Origin of the sequence: Streptomyces albicerus (assembly GCF_008905045.1) — a bacterium.
GTDB classification, from domain to species: domain Bacteria; phylum Actinomycetota; class Actinomycetes; order Streptomycetales; family Streptomycetaceae; genus Streptomyces; species Streptomyces albicerus.
This window is the reverse complement of sequence record NZ_VWMY01000073.1, coordinates 1-21,037: the sequence shown is the minus strand read 5'-3', so window position 1 is coordinate 21,037 and position 21,037 is coordinate 1. Positions and strand designations below refer to the sequence as shown.

Genomic DNA, 21,037 nt, shown 5'->3' with positions numbered 1-21,037 from the left:
CAGGGGCGCGGGGAACTGCGCGACCAGCCACGAAGCACCCGCAGACGAAGCACCCGCACCCAGCGGAGCGCCACCGCTTCGTAGGCTGGGCGCGTGAAGTCCGACCGGCTGCTGTCGATCCTGTTGCTGCTCCAGACCCGCGGCCGGGTGCCCGCGCGTGAACTCGCCGAGCGGCTCGAGGTGTCGGTACGGACGATCTACCGGGACGTCGAGGCGCTGTCGGCCTCCGGCGTCCCGGTGTACGCCGAGCGCGGGCGGCACGGCGGGATCGAGCTGCTCGCCGGATTCCGTACGGACGTCACGGGGCTCACCGCCGACGAGTCGCGCGCCCTGTTCATCCTGGCCGCCCGGGGCGCGCACGCCGCACTCGGTCTCGACGCGGCCCTCGGCTCCGCGCTGCGCAAGGTGATGGCCGCGCTGCCGAAGCCGTACCGGCCCGCCGCCGAGGTGACCAGCCGCCGCATCCTCGTCGACGCCACGCGCTGGAAGGGCGGCCCGCAGGGCGCGGTGGACCTGGAGGCGCTCCAGGACGCGGTGTTCGCCGACCGCAGGCTGCGGCTGCGCTACCGCCACAGCGGCGACACCGAGGCGCGTACCTACACCGTGGACCCCTACGGGCTCGTCTCCAAGGCCGGCGTCTGGTACCTCGTCGCCGACCGGCGTGGCGGGCCGCGGCTCTTCCGAGCCGACCGGGTGCGCTCCGCCCGCCTCACGGACGAGCCGGTGCGACGCAGGCCCGGGGTCGAACTCGCCGACGCCTGGGAGGTGTTGCGGCGTCAGGTGGAGGAGCGGCCGGGCGGGATCGACGTCACCGTGCGGGTGCGGCGCGACCGCTTCGACCTGTTCCTGCGCCTGCACGGCGGCGCGCTCACCGAGCCGCCCGAGGACGACGGGGTGAGCCCGTGGGTCACGGCGCGGCTCGCGTACGGACTCGTGGGCGAGGCACGGCCGTTGCTCGCCTTCGGCGACCGTCTTGAGGTCCTCTCACCGCCCGAAGTGCGCGAGGAACTGGCCCGGGTGGCCGCTTCCGTCACGGGGCTGTACCAGGAGACGCGTCAACGGTGCGATTGACGTGGTTTGTGCCGGAGCCACAGGCCGGGCAGGCTCAGGGCTGACCGGCTCGCAGTCGGTGGTGAAGGGCGCGGAGGGCGCGTACGACAGCTTCGTACGCGCCCTCCGCACTCTCGCTGTCTCCGCGAGTGTCAGCCCAGCCAGTGGCGGCGGCCGATGCTGATCAGGCGCATCCGGCGCGTGGCCACCTGAGCCACCTGCTCCTGGTCCTCGGGGGCCGCCTCCAGGAAGGTGCTGGCGGTCATCAGCATCTGGTCGACGTAGAGGCCGGCGAGCATCAGCAGGTCGTCGTCGCTCCAGCCGGCCGACTCGGGCTGTTTGGCCAGTTCGGCCTTCACCTCGTCGGTGAACCGGTCCATCTGCTCCGCGATCGCGGCCCGGACCTTCTGTACGCCGCCGTTGCGCTCGCGGGCGATGAAGCGGATGTGCGCGGGGTGCTCGCGCACATGACGGGCGATCAGGGAGACGGCCCGGTCTATGCGTTCGTCGCTGTCGCCGGACGCGGACACGGTGCCGGAGATCATCGGGTGCAGGCTGCCCAGCGCCTCCTCGACCAGGGCGACGCCGAGATCCGCCGTCGAGTGGAAGTGCCGGTAGAAGGCGGTCGGGGCGACGCCGACGGCCCGGGTGACCTCGCGCAGGCCCAGGCTGCTGAGGCTCTGCTCCTCCAACAGGCCCAACGCGGCGTCCAGGAACGCCTGTCGGGTCTTCTGTTTCTGGGCCTGCCGGATGCCGAGGGTGTGACTCATGCCATGTAGTTAACAACTGTTCTCTGTAATGGGGAAGCCGTCCGACGCGCTAGACTCGTAAGTCAGTGAACAACTGTAACAACAAGCGTTCACCGAGTCGTGGAGTCCCCGAAACATCCGGACCGGACACCGCGACTCGCCGGACATCCACGAGAGGCATCTCATGCTGTTCCTCGTCGCAGCGCTCCTGCTGCTGGGCGTCATGCTGGGCACCGTGGCCCACGCGCCGCTCTCCTTCACCCTCGTCGCCGCCGCCGTCATCGGCGTCTGGCTGGCCGTCTTCGCGGTCCGCGAGCGCCACGGCCGGCGACGCGAAACCAGCAACTGATCACGCACGACCGCCCGTTACTGCTGACCGTCACTGCCGCCGGTTACGACTGACGTTCACGACTCACGTTCACGACTCACGTTCACGACTCACGTTCACGACTCACGTTCACGACTGACTGTCATGACTGCCTGTTGGGAGCAGACACATGGAACTCACCACTGCCGCCCCGCGGCGCCGGAGTGCCGTCCGTGACGCCGACGGCATGGCCGTCGCGTCGTTCATCCTCGGCCTCGTCGGCCTGCTGGCCCTGAACATCTTCCTCGGCCCCATCGCCATCGCCCTCGCCTCGGCGGCCCTCTACCGAGGCACCGCCCGCCGCGGCCGCGCCTTCCTCGGCCTCGGCCTCGGCATCGCCGACCTGCTGGTCCTCGTGGCCTTCATGTCGGCGGACAGCACCCTGTCGTGGAGCTTCGGCGGCTGAAGCCGGCCCGCGGCTCCGGAGCGGCGCGCACGGGCTGCCGGGGTGCGGCGCGGTACCGCTGGGACCACCGGCCGAGGTCGTGAACGGCGGGCCCGTAGAATCGAGCTCACCATGGCCTACCTCGACCACGCCGCGACCACCCCCATGCTCCCGGAGGCGGTCGAGGCAATGACCGCCCAGTTTGCCGTCACCGGCAACGCCTCCTCCCTGCACGCCGCCGGCCGCAGGGCCAGGCGTACCGTCGAGGAGGCCCGCGAGACCCTGGCGGACGCCCTCGGAGCCCGCCCCAGCGAGGTGGTGTTCACCTCCGGCGGCACCGAGGCAGACAACCTCGCCGTGAAGGGGCTGTACTGGTCCCGCCGCGACGCGGACCCGGCCCGCACCCGGGTCCTCGCGAGCCCCGTGGAACACCACGCCGTCCTCGACACGGTCCACTGGCTCGGCGAACACGAGGGCGCCACGGTCGAGTACCTCCCGGTCGACCAGTACGGCCGCGTCCACCCCGAGTCCCTGCACGAGGCCATCGCCCGCAACCCCGACGACGTCGCCCTCGCCACCGTCATGTGGGCGAACAACGAGATCGGCACGGTCATGCCGGTCCGTGAACTCGCCGACGTGGCAGGGGAGTTCGACATCCCGCTGCATGCCGACGCCGTCCAGGCCTTCGGCCAGGTCCCCGTCGACTTCGGCACGTCGGGCCTCGCCGCGATGACCGTCTCGGGCCACAAGATCGGCGGCCCGTACGGCATCGGCGCCCTGCTGCTCGGCCGCGAGTACAGCCCCGTACCCGTCCTGCACGGCGGCGGCCAGGAGCGCCACGTACGCTCCGGCACCCTGGACGTACCCGCCGTCGCCGCGTTCGCCGTGGCGGGCCGGACCGCCGCCGAGCAGCGCGAGTGGTTCGCCCGCGAGATCGGCGGACTGCGCGACGACCTGATCGACGCCGTACGCAAGGCCGTGCCGGACGTGATCCTCGGCGGCGACCCGTCGAGCGAGGGCCGCCTCCCGGCCAACGCCCACTTCACGTTCCCCGGCTGCGAGGGCGACTCACTGCTCCTGCTGCTCGACGCCCAGGGCATCGAGTGCTCCACGGGCTCCGCGTGCACGGCGGGCGTGGCCCAGCCCAGCCACGTCCTCCTCGCCACCGGCACGGACCCGGACCTGGCCCGCGGCACCCTCCGCTTCTCCCTCGGCCACACCTCGACGGAGACGGACGTCGAGGCGGTCGCGAAGGCGATCGGTCCCGCGGTGGAGCGGGCCAGGACGGCGGGGCTCAGCTGAGGTGAGCGCGGGGCTCGGCCGAGGTGGGCTGAGGGCTCGGCCGAGGTGGGCTGAGGGCTCGGCTGAGGTGAGCTGAGGGCTCGGCCGGTTGGGCGGTTCGTGGGCCGCGGGTCGTTCGTGGCTGGTTCTCCCCCACGCGGCGGAGCGGCGTCGTGCAGGCGGTCGGCCCGGTGGTGGAGTGCGCCCGCGGCGCTGGACGGAGCCGAAATACGCCCTCACGAAAGAGTGACGAGGATGGTGAATCCCCCCTGGCGCTGGGACCGTTGAAGGCGTCGGACCGGTCGAGGTCCGGGCGCGAACGGGGGAGCACGACATGGCGCGCGCCGCTAAGCGATTTCGCATGTTCAGCCTGAGGACCGCGGGTGCGTTCCTCGCCTTCGCCCTGACCCTCGGGTCCATGACGGGCCTGGCGTGTATGGCTCGTACGGCCGCCGCGGAGGCGGTCGGTTACGTCGCCGAGAACGCCTTCTTCACCGGAGATCTCGGGGACGGCATCAACCTCGGGCGGAACCTCACCGACAAGGGCGGGTCACGCAAGGGCAGCGAGAAGGGGCTGTACGGAGGCAGCCGCCAGCTCGACGTCTGCGACCCGGAACTGCTGCTGGACTTCCTGCTGAAGGCGGGCAACGGCAAGAAGAAGGCCGCCTGGGCCAAGGCCCTCGGCATCAGCGCCAAGGACAAGCGGGTGAAGGACTTCGTCGAGTCCCTCACCGAGGTGGTCCTCGCCAACGACACCCTCGTCGTCAACCACGGCTACAAGAAGGGCAAGGCGAACCGCTACGACGCCCTCCTGGAGGCGGGCACCGCCGTGCTCGTCGATGTCTTCGGCTTGCCGCGCGTGAAGTGCAACTGCGGCAATCCCCTCGCCGTCAGCGACCACGACCCCGGCGACGTCGACATCAAGTTCAAGAACAAGGGCAAGGGCAACAAGAAGTGGAAGGTCGACAAGGACCGGATCGTACGGGTCGAGAAGGCGGACGAGAAACAGAAGACCCTGGTCGTCGTGGACGTGAAGGATCCCGATGACGAGGTCCCGATCGACCTGCCCGACCCCGGCCCGACGGAGACCACCGAGCAGGTCCCGGTGCCCGAGGTCAGGGACAGCTCAGAGGCCGACGCGACCCAGGTGCTGACCGAGGCGGGCTTCGCCGTGGAGACCGAGAGCACCGACGATCCCGATGTGGAGCCCGGATTCGCCGCCGGCACCGACCCAGAGGGCGGTACGACGGCGGCCAAGGGCTCCACGGTGACCCTGCTGATCGCGAACGCCCCGACGACGGAGCCGGTGAACGTACCCTCCGTGGCCGGAATGCCCCAGGCCGACGCGGAACAGACGATCCGTGACGCCGGCCTGATCCCCGTCGTCAGCACCCAGGGAGTCCCCGCCGAACAGGTCGGCCGGGTCATCAGCCAGGACCCGGCGGACGGCCAGGCAGAGCCCGGCAGCACGGTGAGCCTCGTGGTCGGCGAGGAGCAGGCGGTCGGCGAGCAGATCGGCGGGACGGATGCGGGCGTGGACGGCGGGACCGACGCGGGAACGGATGGCGGCACCGACACCGGAACCGATGGCGAGGCGGACGCGGGTGCCGGCACGGACGCCGGGGCCGATGCGGGGACAGGCGCGGGGGCGGCCGCTCCCTGAGTCGGCGGCCTGCCCCGGCCCGGGGCCGGCGCCGGGGGTGAGCTGAGGCGGTCGCCGTGAAGGGCGCGCACCGACGCTGTCACCGTGCCGCCCTGTCACCGTGCCGCCCTGCCGCCCTGCCGCCCTGCAGCCCCTGCCCTCGCTCCCGGGCTGCCGCCCTGCCCGGTCCGGAAAACGGGAGCGTGACGGGGGAGCCTCCCGGCTACGCGCTCACGCGCTGCCCGTTGCCGACCCGGTCGGCTGCTGGGCCGCTCGCTCGGCCGCCTTTTTCACCAGCGGTATGTACCGGTCCCAGTCCCAGTGCGGGCCCGGGTCCGTGTGGTCCGTGCCCGGGACCTCGACGTGGCCGATGATGTGCTCCCGGTCGACCGGGATGTCGTACCGGGCGCAGATCCGGGCCGTCAGACGCGCCGACGCCTCGTACATCGCGTCCGTGAAGTCCTGCGGCCGGTCCACGAAGCCCTCGTGCTCGATGCCCACACTGCGTTCGTTGAAGTCGCGGTTGCCCGCGTGGAAGGCCACGTCCAGCTCGCGGATCATCTGTGTGATGTGGCCGTCCTTACGGACGATGTAGTGCGCGGCGGCGCCGTGGCCGGGGTCCTGGAAGACCTTCACCGCGCTGTTGAAGCTGCCCTGCGTGACGTGGATGATCACGCGGTCTATGCCGTAGTCCTCGGGCCGGTCCGCCCGCCGCCAGTTCGCCGAGGACGCCGCCACCCAGCGCGCGCCCCGGAAGTCGACCGCGCCCTCCTCGCGCGGCTTCTCCACGCTCGGCAGCCGCCACCACAGGCGCCCGAGCTCGTCACGGGCCAGCACGGCCGTGCCCACGGCGGCCGCGGCCCCGCCGATGAGCAGCGCACGGCGTCCGATGCGCCGGTCCGAGTCGCTCTTCGTCTCCCCCACCTGATCGTGCATGTAGTCGTGAACGGATACTCGCGGGCTCCGGTTCCCGAGGACCCGTACCCTTGAAGAGTTATGACTGAGACCTCGCAGCGCCCCCTCCGTGTACTGGCCGCCATGTCCGGCGGCGTGGACTCCGCCGTCGCCGCCGCCCGCGCCGCGGAAGCGGGGCACGACGTGACCGGTGTCCACCTCGCCCTCTCGGCGAACCCGCAATCGTTCCGCACGGGCGCGCGTGGCTGTTGCACCATCGAGGACTCGCGTGACGCCCGCCGCGCCGCGGACGTCATCGGCATCCCGTTCTACGTGTGGGACCTCGCCGAGCGCTTCCGCGAGGACGTGGTCGACGACTTCGTCGCCGAGTACGAGGCCGGCCGCACCCCGAACCCGTGCCTGCGCTGCAACGAGAAGATCAAGTTCGCGGCCCTGCTGGACAAGGCCCTCGCCCTCGGCTTCGACGCGGTCTGCACGGGCCACTACGCCAAGGTGATCGTGAACGACGACGGCACACGCGAGCTGCACCGCGCCTCCGACATGGCCAAGGACCAGTCGTACGTCCTCGGCGTGCTGGACGACCGCCAGCTCGCGCACGCGCTCTTCCCGCTCGGCGACACGGTCACCACCAAGGACGAGATCCGCGCGGAGGCCGAGCGCCGGGGCCTGGCCGTCGCCAAGAAGCCGGACTCGCACGACATCTGCTTCATCGCCGACGGCGACACCCAGGGCTTCCTCGCGAAGCGTCTCGGCAAGGCCGAGGGCGACATCGTCGACGAGTCCGGCACGGTCGTCGGCTCGCACGAGGGCGCGTACGGCTTCACGATCGGCCAGCGCAAGGGCCTGCGCATCGGCACCCCGGCGTCCGACGGCAAGCCGCGGTACGTGCTCGACATCTCGCCCGTGGACAACACCGTGACAGTCGGCCCGGTGGCGTCCCTGGACGTCTCCGCCCTGACGGCCGTCAAGCCCCGCTGGTGCGGCGCGGCCCCGACCGGCCCGGGCACCTACACGGCCCAGCTCCGCGCCCACGGCGGCGAGACGACGGTCTCCGCCGAGCTCGTCGACGGCGAGCTCCGGGTGCGGTTCGCCGAGCCGGTCCGCGGTGTCGCCCCCGGCCAGGCGATCGTCCTCTACGACGACACGCGCGTGGTGGGCTCGGCGACGATCGCGACGACCACACGCGCGGCGACCGCGGTGGCCTGAGACCCCCAACCCCGTGGGGGGCCTCAGGCGACCGGCGAACACGCGCGTGAGGGTGCGGTCACGCCCAGATGGCCGCCACGCGCGCGTGCGTCTGCACCATGCGGTCTCGCCCTACGCCGCGAAGAACTCCGCCAGCGCCGGTGCCAGCACCTGCGGATCCACCATGTGGCCCTGGCCCTCCAGCACGCGGTACGTCCCGTCCGGCACCGCCTCCGCGGTCGCCCGGGCGGCCTCGTGCATCCACTCGGGGCTCGTGCCGCCCGCCAGCGCCAGTACGGGCACGGGGACGGAGGCGAGCCGCTTCCGGGGCACCAGTCCGTCGCCCATGACGGCGTTGTCGTACGCGAGGGTCGGGGCGACCGCCTCCATACCCGGCCACATGGGGGAGTGCCGCATGCTCCTGATCACCTCAGGGGGTGCTCCGGTCAGGGCAATGAACAGCTCGACCGCGTCACCGCGCCGGTCCTGGGCGAGCAGCTCGGTGAGGCGCTCGGTGTACTCGGCGCGCTGTTTCTCGCCACCTTCGTAGACGGCGAACGGCGGTTCGTAGACGGCGACTTTGCTGATCGGCAACCCGCTCGCCGCCGCTTCCAGGACCAGCGCGGCGCCGGACGACATGCCGTACAGCGCCGCGCTGCCGTCTCCCGTCGCCTCGATGAGCGCCGCGAGGTCCTCGACCTCCCGGGCCACCTCGAAGGTCAAGGTGTCACCGCTCTCGCCGCGGCCCCTGCGGTCGTACGCGACCGCGCCGAACCGGTCCGAGAGGAGCGACGCCAGGGGCGCGTCGGAGGCGCCCGTGGCCATGGCCCCGGTCACCAGGATGACCGCCGGGCCCTCACCACTGACTTCGTACGCGATGGGTGTCCCGTCGCGCGAGATCGTCTTCTTGTCCATGCCTGTGAGGACTGCCGGGCGGCCCGGAACTCATCGGTGCGGGAGGGGAGTGCCTGAAATGGCAGTGCTTGGAGTGAAGTGCTTGAAATCCCTCAGACGACTTCTACTTCAGACGACTTCTACTTCGTAGAAGCACACGTGGTCCTTGATCTCGGCGACCTCCGGCTTCGGGTCGGGGTATGTCCAGACAAGGTCGGGGGCGTCCGGCAGCGACCAGTAGGACGCGTCGCCCTTGAACGGGCAGTGGGTGTGGGTCTCGGACGGCGTCAGCAGGTCGAGGCGTACGTCCTCCACGGGGAGGTAGTAGCGCACGGGCAGGCCCGTCTCGCGCAGCAGCAGCGGGCGCGTGCTCTCCGCGAGCACCTGCCCGCCGTGTACGACACGGACGTGCTCGGTGCCCTGCTCGATGGTGATGCGGTGGCCTTCGGTCACGGCTTTTCGGCCTCCTCGGGTAGCGGTCTTGCCCCGTACAGCGCAGGCTGCTGTCGTGTTCTTCCCCGGCTTTTCGGCCATTTCTTCGTCCCCCTGTCCGTCCCTGGTTTCTCTCCGGCGGAGGTCCTCATGGGAGCCACGAGGCTGACCCGCAACCGCAAGACCCTCACCCACCAGGTGCGCTACGCCCTGCGGCACCCCAGAAGGGTGCCCGCGCACGCGCGCAGGGCCGCGCGCGACGCCTGGCTGCGGCTCCGGTACGGCCGTGACCACATCGCGTACTACCGGGCCGTGATGGCCTCCGACGCCGCGCGCTGCGCCGAGGCGGCGGTGGGCCACAACCCGTCCCGCGACCGGTGGACGCAGATCGGCCGGATGCAGTTCGACTACCTGGTGCGGCACGGACTGAAGCCGGAGCACCGGATGCTGGAGATCGGCTGCGGGAACCTGCGCGCCGGACGGCTGTTCATCGACTACCTGGAGAGCGGCCAGTACTACGGGATCGACATCTCGCCCGACATCCTGATCGCCGCCCAGGACACCCTCGTTCGGGAAGGCCTGCAGGCCAAGTTGCCCCATCTGACGCTCACCGACGACCTGACGTTCGCGTTCCTGCCCGACGCGTACTTCGACGTGGTGCACGCGCACAGCGTGTTCTCGCACTCGCCGCCGCACGTCATCGAGGAGTGCTTCGCGCACGTCGGCCGGATCCTTTCGCCCGGCGGCTTCTTCGACTTCACCTTCGACCGGACCGAGGGCAGGGAACACCAGGTCCTGCACGAGGACTTCTACTACCGCACGGAGACCCTCGTCGAACTCGCCGCGAAGCACGGCCTGTCGGCCCGCTTCATGGACGACTGGGAGACCCTGCCGCACCGTCAGTCGAAGATGCGCGTGACCGCGATGCCGGAGCCCGCCCACGAGGTCAGGTCCGGCTCGTGATGTCAGAGCCGACCCGTAGCGTGGACTCATGAACATCTGCGTCTTCCTCTCCGCCGCCGACCTCGACGAGCGCTACACCCGCCCCGCCCGCGACTTCGCCGAGCTGCTCGGCAAGGGCGGGCACACTCTGGTGTGGGGCGGTTCCGACGTCGGGCTCATGAAGGTGGTCGCCGACGGGGTGCAGGAGGCGGGAGGGCGGCTGCTCGGCGTCTCCGTGGAGTTCCTGGCCGCCAAGGCGCGGGCGGGCGCCGACGAGATGCTCTTCGCGCGCGACCTCGCGGAGCGCAAGGCACTGCTCCTGCAGAAGGCCGACGCCGTCGTGATCATGGTGGGCGGGACGGGCACGCTCGACGAGGCCACCGAGATCCTGGAGCTCAAGAAGCACGGGCACACGGACAAGCCGGTCGTCCTGCTCAACACCGCGGGCTTCTACGACGGCCTGAAGGAGCAGTTCCGCCGTATGGAGGACGAGGGATTCCTGCCGCGGCCCCTCACGGACCTGGTGTTCTTCGCCGAGGAGCCGGTGGGGGCGCTGGCCTACCTGGAGGAGAGCCAAGGCACGCAGTGATCCGGAGGGGCGCGCCCCCGACACCGGCCGGCGCCCCGGAGGCGAATCGGATACGCGCGTGCTGCGAGCATGGCGGCATGGCTACTCATGTGATCACCGGGGCGGGTTCCGGCATCGGCGCGGCCGTCGCCCGCCGCCTCCACGCGCGCGGGGACGATCTCGTGCTGCACGCGCGCGACGCGGGCCGCGCGAAGGAGCTGGCAGCCGAGTTCCCCGGGGCCCGGACCCTCGTCGGCGACCTCGCGGACCCGGACCGGCTCTCCTGGGCGTTCTCCCACCAGACGCTGCCCGACCGGGTGGACTCGCTCCTGCACATCGCCGGCGTCGTCGACCTCGGCCCGGTCGGCGAGCTGACTCCCAAGACATGGCGCCACCAGCTCAACGTCAACCTGATCGCGCCCGCCGAGCTGACCCGCCACTTCCTGCCCCAACTCCGGGTCGCCCAGGGCCACGTGATCTTCGTCAACTCCGGCTCCGGCCTCAACGCCGGCCCCGAATGGTCCGCGTACGCCGCCTCCAAGCACGGCCTGAAGGCCCTCGCCGACTCCCTGCGCCACGAGGAGCACGCGAACGGCGTCCGCGTCACCACCGTCTACCCCGGCCGCACCGCCAGCCCCATGCAGGCCAAGGTCCACCAGCAGGAGGGCAAGGAGTACGACGCCTCGAAGTGGATCGACCCCGAGTCCGTCGCGACGACCATCCTCATGGCCCTCGACCTGCCCCGGGACGCGGAGATCAACGACGTGACGGTACGCCCGGGCCGCTGACCGGCCCGACGCCCGGATCCCCATTCCGCAGGCATTCCGTAGGCTGCCGATGTGAGCGAAGACAGCGAGTTCAGGCCCGGCCCCGCGTCCGGCATCGGGTCGATGCCGGGCGGGGACGCCCGGGAGGCCGCCAAGACCGTGGCCGGGACCTTCGAGGGCCCGGAGACGGGCATGCCGTTCCTTGTGGAACTGCCCGCCCGTGGCCCCGGCGCGGACATGATCGGGCGGACCGCCGGGATGCTGGTCGAGCTGTACGCGCGCGTGGAGCCCAGCGGCTGGCGGATCGGGGACCGGCCGGGGCGGGACACCAAGCGGGCCAGGTCCTGGCTGGGCGAAGACCTCGACGCCCTGGAGGAGTTCACCCAGGGGTACGAGGGGCCGCTGAAGGTGCAGGCGGTGGGGCCCTGGACGCTCGCGGCCGCACTGGAGCTGCGCAACGGCGAGGTGGCGCTCTCGGACGCCGGTGCCTGCCGCGACCTCGCCGGCTCGCTCGCCGAGGGACTGCGCGAGCACCTCGCCGATGTACGGCGTCGCGTCCCCGGCGCCGAGATCGTGCTCCAGCTCGACGAGCCGTCCCTCGTCGCCGTCTTGCGCGGCCAGGTGAAGTCCGCGAGCGGCTACCGCACCCACCGGGCCGTGGACCGGCAGGTCATCGAGGCCACGCTGCGCGACGTCATCGGCGTACAGGAGGGCGGCCCGGTCGTCGTGCACTCGTGCGCCCCCGACGTCCCGTTCGCGCTGCTGCGCAGGGCAGGAGCGGCCGCCGTCTCCTTCGACTTCGCGCTGCTCACCGAGCGTGACGACGACGCGATCGGGGAAGCGGTGGAAGGAGGCACCAGGCTCTTCGCCGGTGTCGTGCCGGGCACGGACGGCCCATTGTCAGACCCTGCCGGTAGCGTCATGGGTGTCAGGACGCTGTGGCGCAGGCTGGGGCTGAATCCGGGGCTTCTCACGGACGCGGTCACGCTCACCCCCGCGTGTGGACTCGCGGGCGCTTCCCCGGAGTACGCGCGCAGGGCGCTCGCCCACTGCGTCCGGGCGGCGAGATCACTCGCGGACAACCCAGAGTAACGGGAGGACAACACGGTGGCCGGCGACAAGGACGCACAGACTGCCTCGGCTGCACAACCCGTGCCCGCCGAGGCACGGGAGAAGCACGCGCAGCTCGCTGAGCAGATCGAGGAGCACCGCTTCCGGTACTACGTGAAGGACGCGCCGGTCGTCAGCGACGCGGACTTCGACAAACTCCTGCGTGCCCTGGAGGCGTTGGAGGACGAGTATCCCGAACTGCGCACGCCGGACTCGCCGACCCAGAAGGTCTCGGGTGCGTACGAGACGGAGTTCACGGCCGTCCAGCACCGGGAGCGCATGCTCTCCCTCGACAACGCCTTCGACGACGAGGAGCTGGACTCCTGGGCCGACCGCGTCGCCAAGGAGGTCGGCACCTCCGACCACCATTTCCTGTGCGAGCTGAAGGTCGACGGCCTCGCGGTCAACCTCACGTACGAGCGCGGCCGCCTCACGCGCGCGGCGACCCGCGGCGACGGCCGAACGGGCGAGGACATCACGCCGAACGTGCGTACGATCGCGGAGATCCCCGACCGCCTCCAGAGCCGCGAACGCATTCCGGACCTCGTGGAGATCCGCGGCGAGGTCTACTTCCCGATGGAGAAGTTCGAAGAGCTCAACGCCCGCCTGGTGGAGGCCGGCGACAAGCCCTTCGCCAACCCGCGCAACGCGGCGGCGGGTTCACTCCGCCAGAAGGACCCGCGCATCACCGCGACCCGACCGCTGCACATGGTGGTTCACGGCATCGGCGCCCTCGAGGGCTTCGACGGCATGAGCCGCCTCTCGCAGGCCTACGACCTCCTGCACGGATGGGGCCTGCCGACGACCCCGTACAGCAAGGTGGTCGACGACCTCGAAGGCGTACGGGAGTTCATCGCCTACTACGGAGAAAACCGCCACTCCGTGCAGCACGAGATCGACGGCGTGGTCGTCAAGCTCGACGAGATCCTCCTCCAGGGCCGCCTCGGCTCGACCTCCCGCGCCCCTCGCTGGGCGATCGCGTGGAAGTACGCGCCGGAGGAGGTCAACACCAAGCTGGTCAACATCCGCGTGGGCGTGGGCCGTACGGGCCGTGTCACGCCGTACGCGCAGGTGGAGCCCGTCACCGTGGCCGGCTCCGAGGTCGAGTTCGCGACACTGCACAACCAGGACGTGGTCAAGGCCAAGGGCGTTCTCATCGGCGACACGGTGGTGCTGCGCAAGGCCGGTGACGTCATCCCGGAGATCCTCGGCCCGGTCGTCGATCTGCGTGACGGCAGCGAGCGGGAGTTCGTGATGCCCGCCGAGTGCCCCGAGTGCGGCACGGCGCTGGCGCCCGCCAAGGAGGGCGACATCGACCTGCGCTGCCCCAACGGCCGCACCTGCCCGGCCCAGTTGCGCGAGCGCCTCTTCTACCTCGGCGGGCGCAAGTCCCTGGACATCGAGAACTTCGGATACGTCGCCGCCGCGGCCCTCACCAAACCGCTGGAGCCCGCCGAGCCGCCCCTCGGGGACGAGGGCGACCTCTTCGACCTCACCATCGAGCAGTTGCTGCCCATCAAGGCGTACGTCCTCGACCAGGACAGCGGACTGCCCAAGCGGGACCCGAAGACGGGCGAGGAGAAGATCGCCACGGTATTCGCCAACCAGGAGGGCGCGCCCAAGAAGAACGCGCTCGCGATGCTGGAGAACATCTCGGCCGCCAAGGAGCGCCCGCTGGCCCGGATCATCACCGGCCTGTCGATCCGGCACGTGGGCCCGGTCGCGGCCGAGGCCCTGGCCCGTGAGTTCCGTTCGATCGATCGCATCCAGCAGGCCACGGAGGAGGAGCTGGCTGCCGTCGAGGGCGTCGGACCCACCATCGCCGCCTCGCTGAAGCAGTGGTTCACGGTGGACTGGCACCAGGAGATCCTCCGCAAATGGAAGGCGGCCGGCGTCCGCATGGAGGAGGAGAGCTCCGGCGAGGACGAGGGACCCCGTCCGCTCGAAGGGCTCACCCTCGTCGTCACCGGCACCCTGGAACATCACACACGCGACGGAGCGAAAGAGGCACTGCAGAGCCGGGGAGCGAAAGTGACCGGTTCTGTTTCGAAGAAGACATCTTTCGTTGTCGTGGGTGACAATCCCGGTTCGAAGTATGACAAGGCAATGCAACTTAAAGTGCCGGTTCTGAACGAGGAGGGCTTCGCCGTCCTGCTCGAACAAGGACCGGAGGCGGCGGCCGAAGTCGCGCTTCCGACCGAGGAGTAGCGGTTGAAGACCACCCGTTCGGCGCATACCAGATGCATACGGGTGGCCGGGTCGCATTCGGGCAACCGTCTACGACCGCTGCCCGTGGAAGCCTTCTGCGGCCTACTGTTGAGGTGTGCGCCTGCCGTGCCCAGCTGCGGTTGGGGCATCCCCTGCTCTTCAGGAGTCTGGGGAAAGGTTTTAAGACGCGGTGCCGTTGAAGGTTAGTCGGGCATCGGGCCGCGTGGCGTGGGCACCGCCGGCTGTGAGAGGGACGGGAATGGAACCGACCGAGAGCGCCGCCCCGGACTCACGGCTGCGCCCGCGCTGGGTGACCGGCGTGTGGCGCTGGAGGCACCCCTTGCTGGAGCGAAGCCGGGAGCTCGGTGCGGGCCTCCGGGCCGCGCGGCCGGCGGAGCGACCGGGCGAGCGGGCACCGCGCGCCGCCGGACAGTACACCGCGACGGACGAGCGCGGTCCGGGCCGCCTCAGTGCCGTTCCCGGATCCCACTCCCAGATGCCGGGCCAGGAGTCCGAGCGGCAGATGTCCTGGCCCGCGCTGCCCGCGGCGGTCGTCGCGGCGGCCGCGTTCGTACTGGGCGCCGGCTTCTACCGGGCGTTCACCGGCAATCACGCGCTCTTTCCGTCCGGTTCCGTCGGCTGGGCGCTGGCCGTCCTGGTCGGCATCATCGTCGGCCACCTGGTCGCGCTCGGCCGTTCCCGCTGGTGGGGCGGCACGGGCTCCGGCGCGGCCCTCACCCTCGCCGTCCTGCTGCTGTACGGCTGGGTGCCCGCAGGGATGGTCAGCCTCACCGTCGTCGTACTCGTCGGCATAGCCCGTCGCCACCGCTGGCGGCAGGGCGTGCTGCACGGCGCGGTGGACATCCTCGGCATCGGCGCCGGGGCGCTGGTGCTCGCCGTGTTCGGCCGGGTGCCGTCCGTCGAGACGCCCTGGAAACCGGAGACTTGGACCGTTTACACCGCGCCCTCGGTGGTGTTGGTGGCCGGGGCGTATCTCGCGGTGACCCGCGCGCTGCTCTGGTACCTCCATGCGCCGCGCACGGCCGGACTGCCCACCGTGGCCCGTACTGCCCTGGTCAGACAGGGGCTCGTCGCCGTCGCGCTGCTCGGCATCGCCCCGCTGATCTGCGTCGTCGCGATCGCCCTCCCCGTACTCCTGCCGCTCTTCGCCGTCCCCCTCATCGCTCTCGACTCCACGCTCTGGATAGCCCGAGCCCGGGCCGAGGAGCAACTGCGGGATCCGCTCACCGGACTGCCCAACCGGCAGTGGCTTCTCGAACGGACCTGGCGGGCACTGGACGATGCCGAGCGAATCGGTGCACGTTCCGCCCTGATGTTGATCGATCTCGATCGCTTCAGGTCCGTGAATGACACGCTGGGACACCTCGCGGGAGACCGGCTGCTGTTGCAGATAGCGGACCGGCTGCGGGTGGCACTGCCGCGCGGGGCGGAGGCCGCGCGGCTCGGCGGGGACGAGTTCGCCGTACTGCTGCCCGTCGCCGACTCGACGACGTCCGCGACGCGGGTCGCCCGCAATCTCGTTGCCGCGCTCGGGTCGCCGCTCGACCTCGACGGGCTGACGCTCGTGCTCGAGGCCAGTGCCGGGCTCGCCGTCTTCCCCGACCACGCGCTCGACGCGGAGGGGCTGCTGCGGCGGGCGGACGTCGCGATGTACCAGGCGAAGCGGGACCGTACGGGGGTGGAGGTGTACGAGTCCAAGCGGGACTCCAACACTCCTGACCGACTCGGCCTGTTGGGGGACCTGCGGCGGGCCCTCGACGCCGGGGACGTGGAGCTGCACTACCAGCCGAAGGTCCGCTTCGACGGACAGGTGGCCGGTCTCGAGGCGCTCGTACGGTGGGTGCATCCCGAGCGCGGGAAGGTGCCGCCGGACGAGTTCATAGCGATCGCCGAGTCGTCCGGGCTGATGCCGCATCTGACCGAGTACGTGCTGGAGACGGCGCTCGGGCAGGTGGCACGGTGGCGGGCCCAGGGGCTGCGGGTCCCGGTCGCCGTCAATGTGTCGCCGCGTGATGTGCACACGCCCGGGTTCGCGGGGGCGGTGGCCGCGCGGCTCGCCCGGCACGGGGTCCCTGCAGGGGCGCTGCAGCTGGAGATAACGGAGCATGTGCTGCTGGAGGATCCGCAGCGGGCGGCCGACACCTTGGCGGGACTCACCGGGCACGGCGTGAAGATGTCGCTCGACGACTTCGGGACCGGGTACTCGTCGCTGGTGCATCTGCGGCGGCTGCCGGTGAGCGAGTTGAAGATCGACCGGTCCTTTGTGGCTCGGCTCGCTGTGGACAACGAGGATGCCGAGATCGTTCGGTGCACTGTCGATCTTGCCCATTCGCTGGGGCTTCTCGTCGTCGCCGAGGGCGTTGAGGACGACGAGACGTGGGAGCGGCTTCGGGATCTCGGCTGTGACGCCGTGCAGGGGTGGCTCGTCGCTGCGGCCATGCCCGCGGAGGAGGCCACCGCGTGGCTGCTTGCCCGGGGGTCCCGGGGGTGGCAGCGGCCGAGGGCGGCGTTGCCCGCGGCGGCCGCCGACGAGTAGGCGTCCTGGCGTCCGGTTGGTTCTCCAGTCGTCCGTGTGCGGTTCGGCGGGGGTGCACCCGGCCTCCGGCCGGGCTTGTGTTTCCCGCCAGCACCACCCGTGACGCGCGTCCGTCGGGTGCGGGTCCTCCCGTGGGCGGGCCTCGCCGTCGGCGGCCGCCCGTCCGTCGTGCATCCCCTCTGCCGACCGGCGCCCGGGAAACCGATGTACGGGGATCCCGTCGCGACCCATAGGATTGGGCCAAACCACACACACTCACCCCTGAGGATCGCTGCATGCCTGGCATCACGCGCGAGGAGGTCGCCCACCTCGCCCGGCTGGCGCGTCTGGAGCTGAAGGGCGAAGAGCTCGACCACTTCGCCGGCCAGCTCGACGACATCATCGGCGCGGTCGCCCGCGTCAGCGAGGTCGCCGACCAAGACGTACCGCCGACCTCCCACCCGCTGCCGCTGACGAACGTCATGCGCGTGGACGAGGTCCGTCCGTCGCTCACCCCCGAGCAGGCGCTCTCCGGCGCCCCGGCCCAGGAGCAGCAGCGTTTCAAGGTGCCGCAGATCCTGGGGGAGGACTAAGAACCATGACGGACAACAGCAACGTCAACATCATCAGGCTCACCGCGTCCGAGATCGCCGGGAGGATCGCCTCCGGCGAGCTCACCGCCGTCGAGGTCACCGAGGCCCACCTCGCGCGTATCGAGGCCGTCGACGAGAAGGTGCACGCCTTCCTCCACGTCGACCGGGAGGGGGCGCTCGCCCAGGCCCGCGCCGTCGACGAGAAGCGGGAGCGGGGCGAGAAGCTCGGGCCGCTCGCCGGTGTGCCCCTCGCGCTCAAGGACATCTTCACCACCGAGGGCATCCCGACCACCGTCGGGTCCAAGATCCTCGAAGGCTGGATTCCGCCGTACGACGCGACCGTCACCAAGCGGCTCAAGGCCGCTGACGTCGTCATTCTCGGCAAGACCAACATGGACGAGTTCGCCATGGGGTCCAGCACCGAGAACAGCGCGTACGGGCCCACCGGCAACCCCTGGGACCTGACCAAGATCCCCGGCGGCTCCGGTGGCGGTTCGTCCGCCGCGCTCGCCTCCTTCCAGGCGCCCCTCGCCATCGGCACGGACACCGGCGGCTCCATCCGCCAGCCCGCCGCCGTCACCGGCACGGTCGGCGTGAAGCCGACGTACGGCGGCGTCTCGCGATACGGCATGGTGGCGTTCTCGTCCTCCCTCGATCAGGGCGGGCCCTGCGCCCGTACGGTTCTGGACGCGGCCCTCCTCCACGAGGCCATCGCCGGACACGACCCCCTCGACTCCACCTCCATCGACGCGCCCGTACCGCCCGTCGTCGAGGCCGCCCGCAACGGCAGCGTGGCGGGCATGCGCGTCGGTGTCGTCAAGCAGTTCCGCGGCGAGGGCTACCAGGCCGGCGTCGTACAGCGCTTCGACGAGTCGGTCGCGCTCCTCAAGGAGCTGGGTGCCGAGATCGTCGAGCTGGACTGCCCGTCCTTCGACCTGGCCCTGTCGGCGTACTACCTGATCGCGCCGTCCGAGTGCTCGTCGAACCTCGCCCGTTTCGACGGCCTGCGCTACGGCCTGCGCACCGGCGACGACGGCACGCACTCCGCCGAGGAGGTCACCGCCCTCACCCGTGAGGCGGGCTTCGGCGACGAGGTCAAGCGCCGCATCATGCTCGGCACGTACGCCCTCAGCTCGGGCTACTACGACGCGTACTACGGCAGCGCCCAGAAGGTCCGTACGCTCATCACGCGCGACTTCGAGAAGGCGTTCGAGCAGGTCGACGTGATCGTCTCCCCGACGACCCCGACCACCGCCTTCGCGATCGGCGAGCGTGCCGACGACCCGATGGCGATGTACCTCGCGGACCTGTGCACCATCCCGACGAACCTCGCGGGCAACGCCGCAATGTCGCTGCCCTGCGGCCTCGCGCCGGAGGACAACCTGCCCGTCGGCCTGCAGATCATCGCCCCCGCGCTGAAGGACGACCGCCTTTACAAGGTGGGAGCCGCCGTCGAGGCCGCGTTCGTGGAACGCTGGGGGCACCCGCTGATCGAGGAGGCTCCGTCGCTGTGAGCAAGGCACTGTCCAAGGCCAAGGGCTTCAAGAAGTCGAAGTCCGGTACGTACCTGTCCATCGCCACCACCGCGTTCGGTGCCGTCAGCGTCGTGAAGCAGGCCAAGAAGGCCCGCTCCGAGAACGACACGCTCCGGCTGATCGACGCGGCGGTGTCCGCCGCCGCCATCGTCACCGGCCTCGCCATCCTCTACCGGGAGCTCAAGCGCCTGGGCGACGACGACGTCCTGCTGGGCTGAGAGGGAAAGTTTCACCGTGACTGTCACGACTGACCTGGTGTCGTACGAGGACGCGCTGGCGTCGTACGACCCCGTCATGGGCCTCGAGGTCCATGTCGAACTCGGCACCAAGACGAAGATGTTCTGCGGGTGTTCCACCGAGCTGGGCGCCGCGCCCAACTCGCAGACCTGCCCGACCTGCCTCGGCATGCCGGGCTCGCTCCCGGTCGTCAACGCGACCGGCGTCGAGTCCGCGATCAAGATCGGTCTCGCGCTGCACTGCGAGATCGCCGAGTGGTGCCGTTTCGCCCGGAAGAACTACTTCTATCCGGACATGCCGAAGAACTTCCAGACCTCTCAGTACGACGAGCCGATCGCCTTCAACGGCTATCTGGACGTCCAGCTGGAGGACGGCGAGGTCTTCCGCGTGGAGATCGAGCGCGCCCACATGGAGGAGGACACCGGCAAGTCCACGCACGTGGGCGGCGCCACGGGCCGTATCCACGGCGCCTCGCACTCCCTCCTGGACTACAACCGCGCCGGCATCCCCCTCATCGAGATCGTCACCAAGCCGATCGAGGGTGCGGGCGAGCGCGCTCCCGAGGTCGCCAAGGCGTACGTCGCCGAGCTGCGCGAGCTCATCAAGGCGCTCGGTGTGTCCGAAGCCCGCATGGAGATGGGCCAGATGCGCTGCGACGTGAACCTGTCGCTGCGCCCGCACGGCCGGGAGAAGTTCGGCACGCGGAGTGAGACCAAGAACGTCAACTCCCTTCGCTCCGTCGAGCGCGCGGCCCGCTTCGAGATCCAGCGGCACGCCGCGGTCCTGAGCAGCGGTGGCACGATCATCCAGGAGACCCGCCACTTCCACGAGGACACCGGGTCCACGACCTCGGGCCGCGTGAAGGAGGAGGCCGAGGACTACCGGTACTTCCCGGAGCCCGACCTCGTCCCGGTCGCCCCGACCCGTGAGTGGGTCGAGGAACTGCGTGCGGGCCTGCCCGAGCAGCCGCTGGCCCGGCGCAACCGGCTGCGCGAGGAGTGGGGCGTCACCGCCCACGACATGCAGTCGATGCTCAACGCCGGTGCCATCGACCCGATCGTCGCCACCATCGAGGCGGGCGCCGACGCGGCCTCCGCCCGCAAGTGGTGGATGGGTGAACTGGCGCGTACGGCCAACGAGTCGGGTGTGTCCCTGGACGCGCTGGCCATCACACCCGAGCAGGTCGCCCGGGTGACCGCCCTGGTCAGCGAGGGCTCCCTCAACGACAAGCTGGCCCGCCAGGTCATCGAGGGCGTCCTCAAGGGCGAGGGCACCCCGGACGAGGTCGTCGAGAAGCGCGGCCTGAAGGTCGTCTCCGACGAGGGCGCCCTGACGACCGCCGTCGAGGAGGCCATCGCCGGCAACCCGGCCATCGCGGACAAGATCCGCGGCGGCAAGGTCGCGGCGGCGGGCGCTCTGGTGGGCGCGGTCATGAAGGCCACGCGGGGCCAGGCCGACGCGGCGCGCGTCAAGGAGCTGATCCTGGAGAAGCTCGGCGTCGAGGGCTAGCGCTCACGCTCCGCTTGAGGCGGCGAGGGGGTGCACCTGGGTTGCCAGGTGCACCCCCTCGGCCGTGCTGCCCCTGGGGGCGCTGCCCCCAGACCCCCGCTTCGGCCTTCGGCCTCGTCCTCAAACGCCGGA

20 protein-coding genes are annotated in these 21,037 nt (G+C 70.8%); 16 read left to right on the top strand and 4 right to left on the bottom strand.

The genetic code is table 11. The features are described from left to right. The first annotated feature begins 93 nt into the window (after positions 1–93). Positions 94–1,071: a helix-turn-helix transcriptional regulator gene (locus GAS53_RS44360; protein WP_151483461.1), complete on the top strand. Its 978-nt coding sequence runs from the start codon at positions 94–96 to the stop codon at positions 1,069–1,071. A 131-nt stretch (positions 1,072–1,202) separates the two neighbouring features. On the opposite strand, the gene GAS53_RS44355 is transcribed toward GAS53_RS44360, so the two are convergent. Further along, entirely contained in the window at positions 1,203–1,820 is a 618-nt protein-coding gene (locus tag GAS53_RS44355; RefSeq protein WP_151483460.1) for a TetR family transcriptional regulator, read from the bottom strand. A 163-nt stretch (positions 1,821–1,983) separates the two neighbouring features. On the opposite strand from GAS53_RS44355, the gene GAS53_RS44350 reads away from it, so the two are divergent. The 4 genes from GAS53_RS44350 (at position 1,984) to GAS53_RS44335 (ending at position 5,495) form a co-directional block, all read left to right on the top strand. Beyond that, positions 1,984–2,148, top strand: a complete 165-nt coding sequence (locus GAS53_RS44350; protein WP_151483459.1) for a hypothetical protein — start codon at positions 1,984–1,986, stop codon at positions 2,146–2,148. Between the two features lie 148 nt (positions 2,149–2,296). Further along, a complete protein-coding gene (locus tag GAS53_RS44345) occupies positions 2,297–2,572 on the top strand; it encodes a DUF4190 domain-containing protein (RefSeq protein WP_151483458.1) in 276 nt (91 codons plus the stop codon). A 111-nt stretch (positions 2,573–2,683) separates the two neighbouring features. Further along, on the top strand, positions 2,684–3,853 hold the full coding sequence (locus tag GAS53_RS44340) for a cysteine desulfurase family protein (RefSeq protein WP_151483457.1): 1,170 nt from the start codon (positions 2,684–2,686) through the stop codon (positions 3,851–3,853). A 340-nt stretch (positions 3,854–4,193) separates the two neighbouring features. Further along, positions 4,194–5,495 carry a DUF6777 domain-containing protein gene (locus GAS53_RS44335; protein ID WP_192583556.1) on the top strand — a complete coding sequence of 434 codons (1,302 nt, stop codon included), beginning with the start codon at positions 4,194–4,196 and terminating at the stop codon, positions 5,493–5,495. 210 nt (positions 5,496–5,705) lie between these two features. Here GAS53_RS44335 and GAS53_RS44330 read toward each other — a convergent pair whose 3' ends face one another. Further along, the gene (locus GAS53_RS44330) at positions 5,706–6,410 is read right to left on the bottom strand and encodes an N-acetylmuramoyl-L-alanine amidase (RefSeq protein ID WP_151483455.1); all 705 of its coding nucleotides are present in this window, start codon (positions 6,408–6,410) and stop codon (positions 5,706–5,708) included. Between the two features lie 60 nt (positions 6,411–6,470). Here GAS53_RS44330 and mnmA point away from each other — a divergent pair, with 60 nt between their 5' ends. Next, on the top strand, positions 6,471–7,595 hold the full coding sequence (gene mnmA, locus GAS53_RS44325) for a tRNA 2-thiouridine(34) synthase MnmA (RefSeq protein ID WP_151483454.1): 1,125 nt from the start codon (positions 6,471–6,473) through the stop codon (positions 7,593–7,595). 111 nt (positions 7,596–7,706) lie between these two features. On the opposite strand, the gene GAS53_RS44320 is transcribed toward mnmA, so the two are convergent. Both GAS53_RS44320 and GAS53_RS44315 read right to left on the bottom strand, forming a co-directional pair. Next, a complete protein-coding gene (locus tag GAS53_RS44320) occupies positions 7,707–8,489 on the bottom strand; it encodes an alpha/beta fold hydrolase (protein ID WP_151483453.1) in 783 nt (260 codons plus the stop codon). Positions 8,490–8,597: 108 nt separating this feature from the next. After that, positions 8,598–8,921 (bottom strand): DUF427 domain-containing protein, encoded by a 324-nt coding sequence (locus tag GAS53_RS44315; protein WP_151483452.1) that lies wholly within the window; start codon positions 8,919–8,921, stop codon positions 8,598–8,600. Positions 8,922–9,050: 129 nt separating this feature from the next. On the opposite strand from GAS53_RS44315, the gene GAS53_RS44310 reads away from it, so the two are divergent. The 10 genes from GAS53_RS44310 (at position 9,051) to gatB (ending at position 20,905) form a co-directional block, all read left to right on the top strand. After that, positions 9,051–9,863, top strand: coding sequence for a class I SAM-dependent DNA methyltransferase (locus GAS53_RS44310; RefSeq protein WP_192583554.1), 813 nt, complete (start codon positions 9,051–9,053; stop codon positions 9,861–9,863). Positions 9,864–9,891: 28 nt separating this feature from the next. Then, on the top strand, positions 9,892–10,431 hold the full coding sequence (locus GAS53_RS44305) for an LOG family protein (protein ID WP_151483451.1): 540 nt from the start codon (positions 9,892–9,894) through the stop codon (positions 10,429–10,431). Between the two features lie 77 nt (positions 10,432–10,508). Next, positions 10,509–11,198 (top strand): SDR family oxidoreductase, encoded by a 690-nt coding sequence (locus GAS53_RS44300; protein ID WP_151483450.1) that lies wholly within the window; start codon positions 10,509–10,511, stop codon positions 11,196–11,198. Between the two features lie 102 nt (positions 11,199–11,300). Continuing rightward, on the top strand, positions 11,301–12,269 hold the full coding sequence (locus GAS53_RS44295; RefSeq protein ID WP_151483485.1) for a methionine synthase: 969 nt from the start codon (positions 11,301–11,303) through the stop codon (positions 12,267–12,269). A 15-nt stretch (positions 12,270–12,284) separates the two neighbouring features. Continuing rightward, a complete protein-coding gene (gene ligA / locus GAS53_RS44290) occupies positions 12,285–14,495 on the top strand; it encodes an NAD-dependent DNA ligase LigA (protein WP_151483449.1) in 2,211 nt (736 codons plus the stop codon). A gap of 259 nt (positions 14,496–14,754) precedes the next feature. Next, complete coding sequence (locus GAS53_RS44285) at positions 14,755–17,052, top strand: putative bifunctional diguanylate cyclase/phosphodiesterase (RefSeq protein WP_151483448.1); 2,298 nt, start codon at positions 14,755–14,757, stop codon at positions 17,050–17,052. Between the two features lie 275 nt (positions 17,053–17,327). Continuing rightward, the gene (gene gatC / locus GAS53_RS44280) at positions 17,328–17,624 is read left to right on the top strand and encodes an Asp-tRNA(Asn)/Glu-tRNA(Gln) amidotransferase subunit GatC (RefSeq protein WP_037622623.1); all 297 of its coding nucleotides are present in this window, start codon (positions 17,328–17,330) and stop codon (positions 17,622–17,624) included. A gap of 5 nt (positions 17,625–17,629) precedes the next feature. Next, positions 17,630–19,138, top strand: a complete 1,509-nt coding sequence (gatA, locus tag GAS53_RS44275; RefSeq protein WP_151483447.1) for an Asp-tRNA(Asn)/Glu-tRNA(Gln) amidotransferase subunit GatA — start codon at positions 17,630–17,632, stop codon at positions 19,136–19,138. Next, positions 19,135–19,377 carry a hypothetical protein gene (locus GAS53_RS44270; RefSeq protein WP_151483446.1) on the top strand — a complete coding sequence of 81 codons (243 nt, stop codon included), beginning with the start codon at positions 19,135–19,137 and terminating at the stop codon, positions 19,375–19,377. The genes gatA and GAS53_RS44270 overlap by 4 nt, the downstream gene beginning before the upstream one ends. Positions 19,378–19,393: 16 nt before the next feature. Next, positions 19,394–20,905 carry an Asp-tRNA(Asn)/Glu-tRNA(Gln) amidotransferase subunit GatB gene (gene gatB / locus GAS53_RS44265; protein WP_151483445.1) on the top strand — a complete coding sequence of 504 codons (1,512 nt, stop codon included), beginning with the start codon at positions 19,394–19,396 and terminating at the stop codon, positions 20,903–20,905. Positions 20,906–21,037 lie beyond the last annotated feature (132 nt).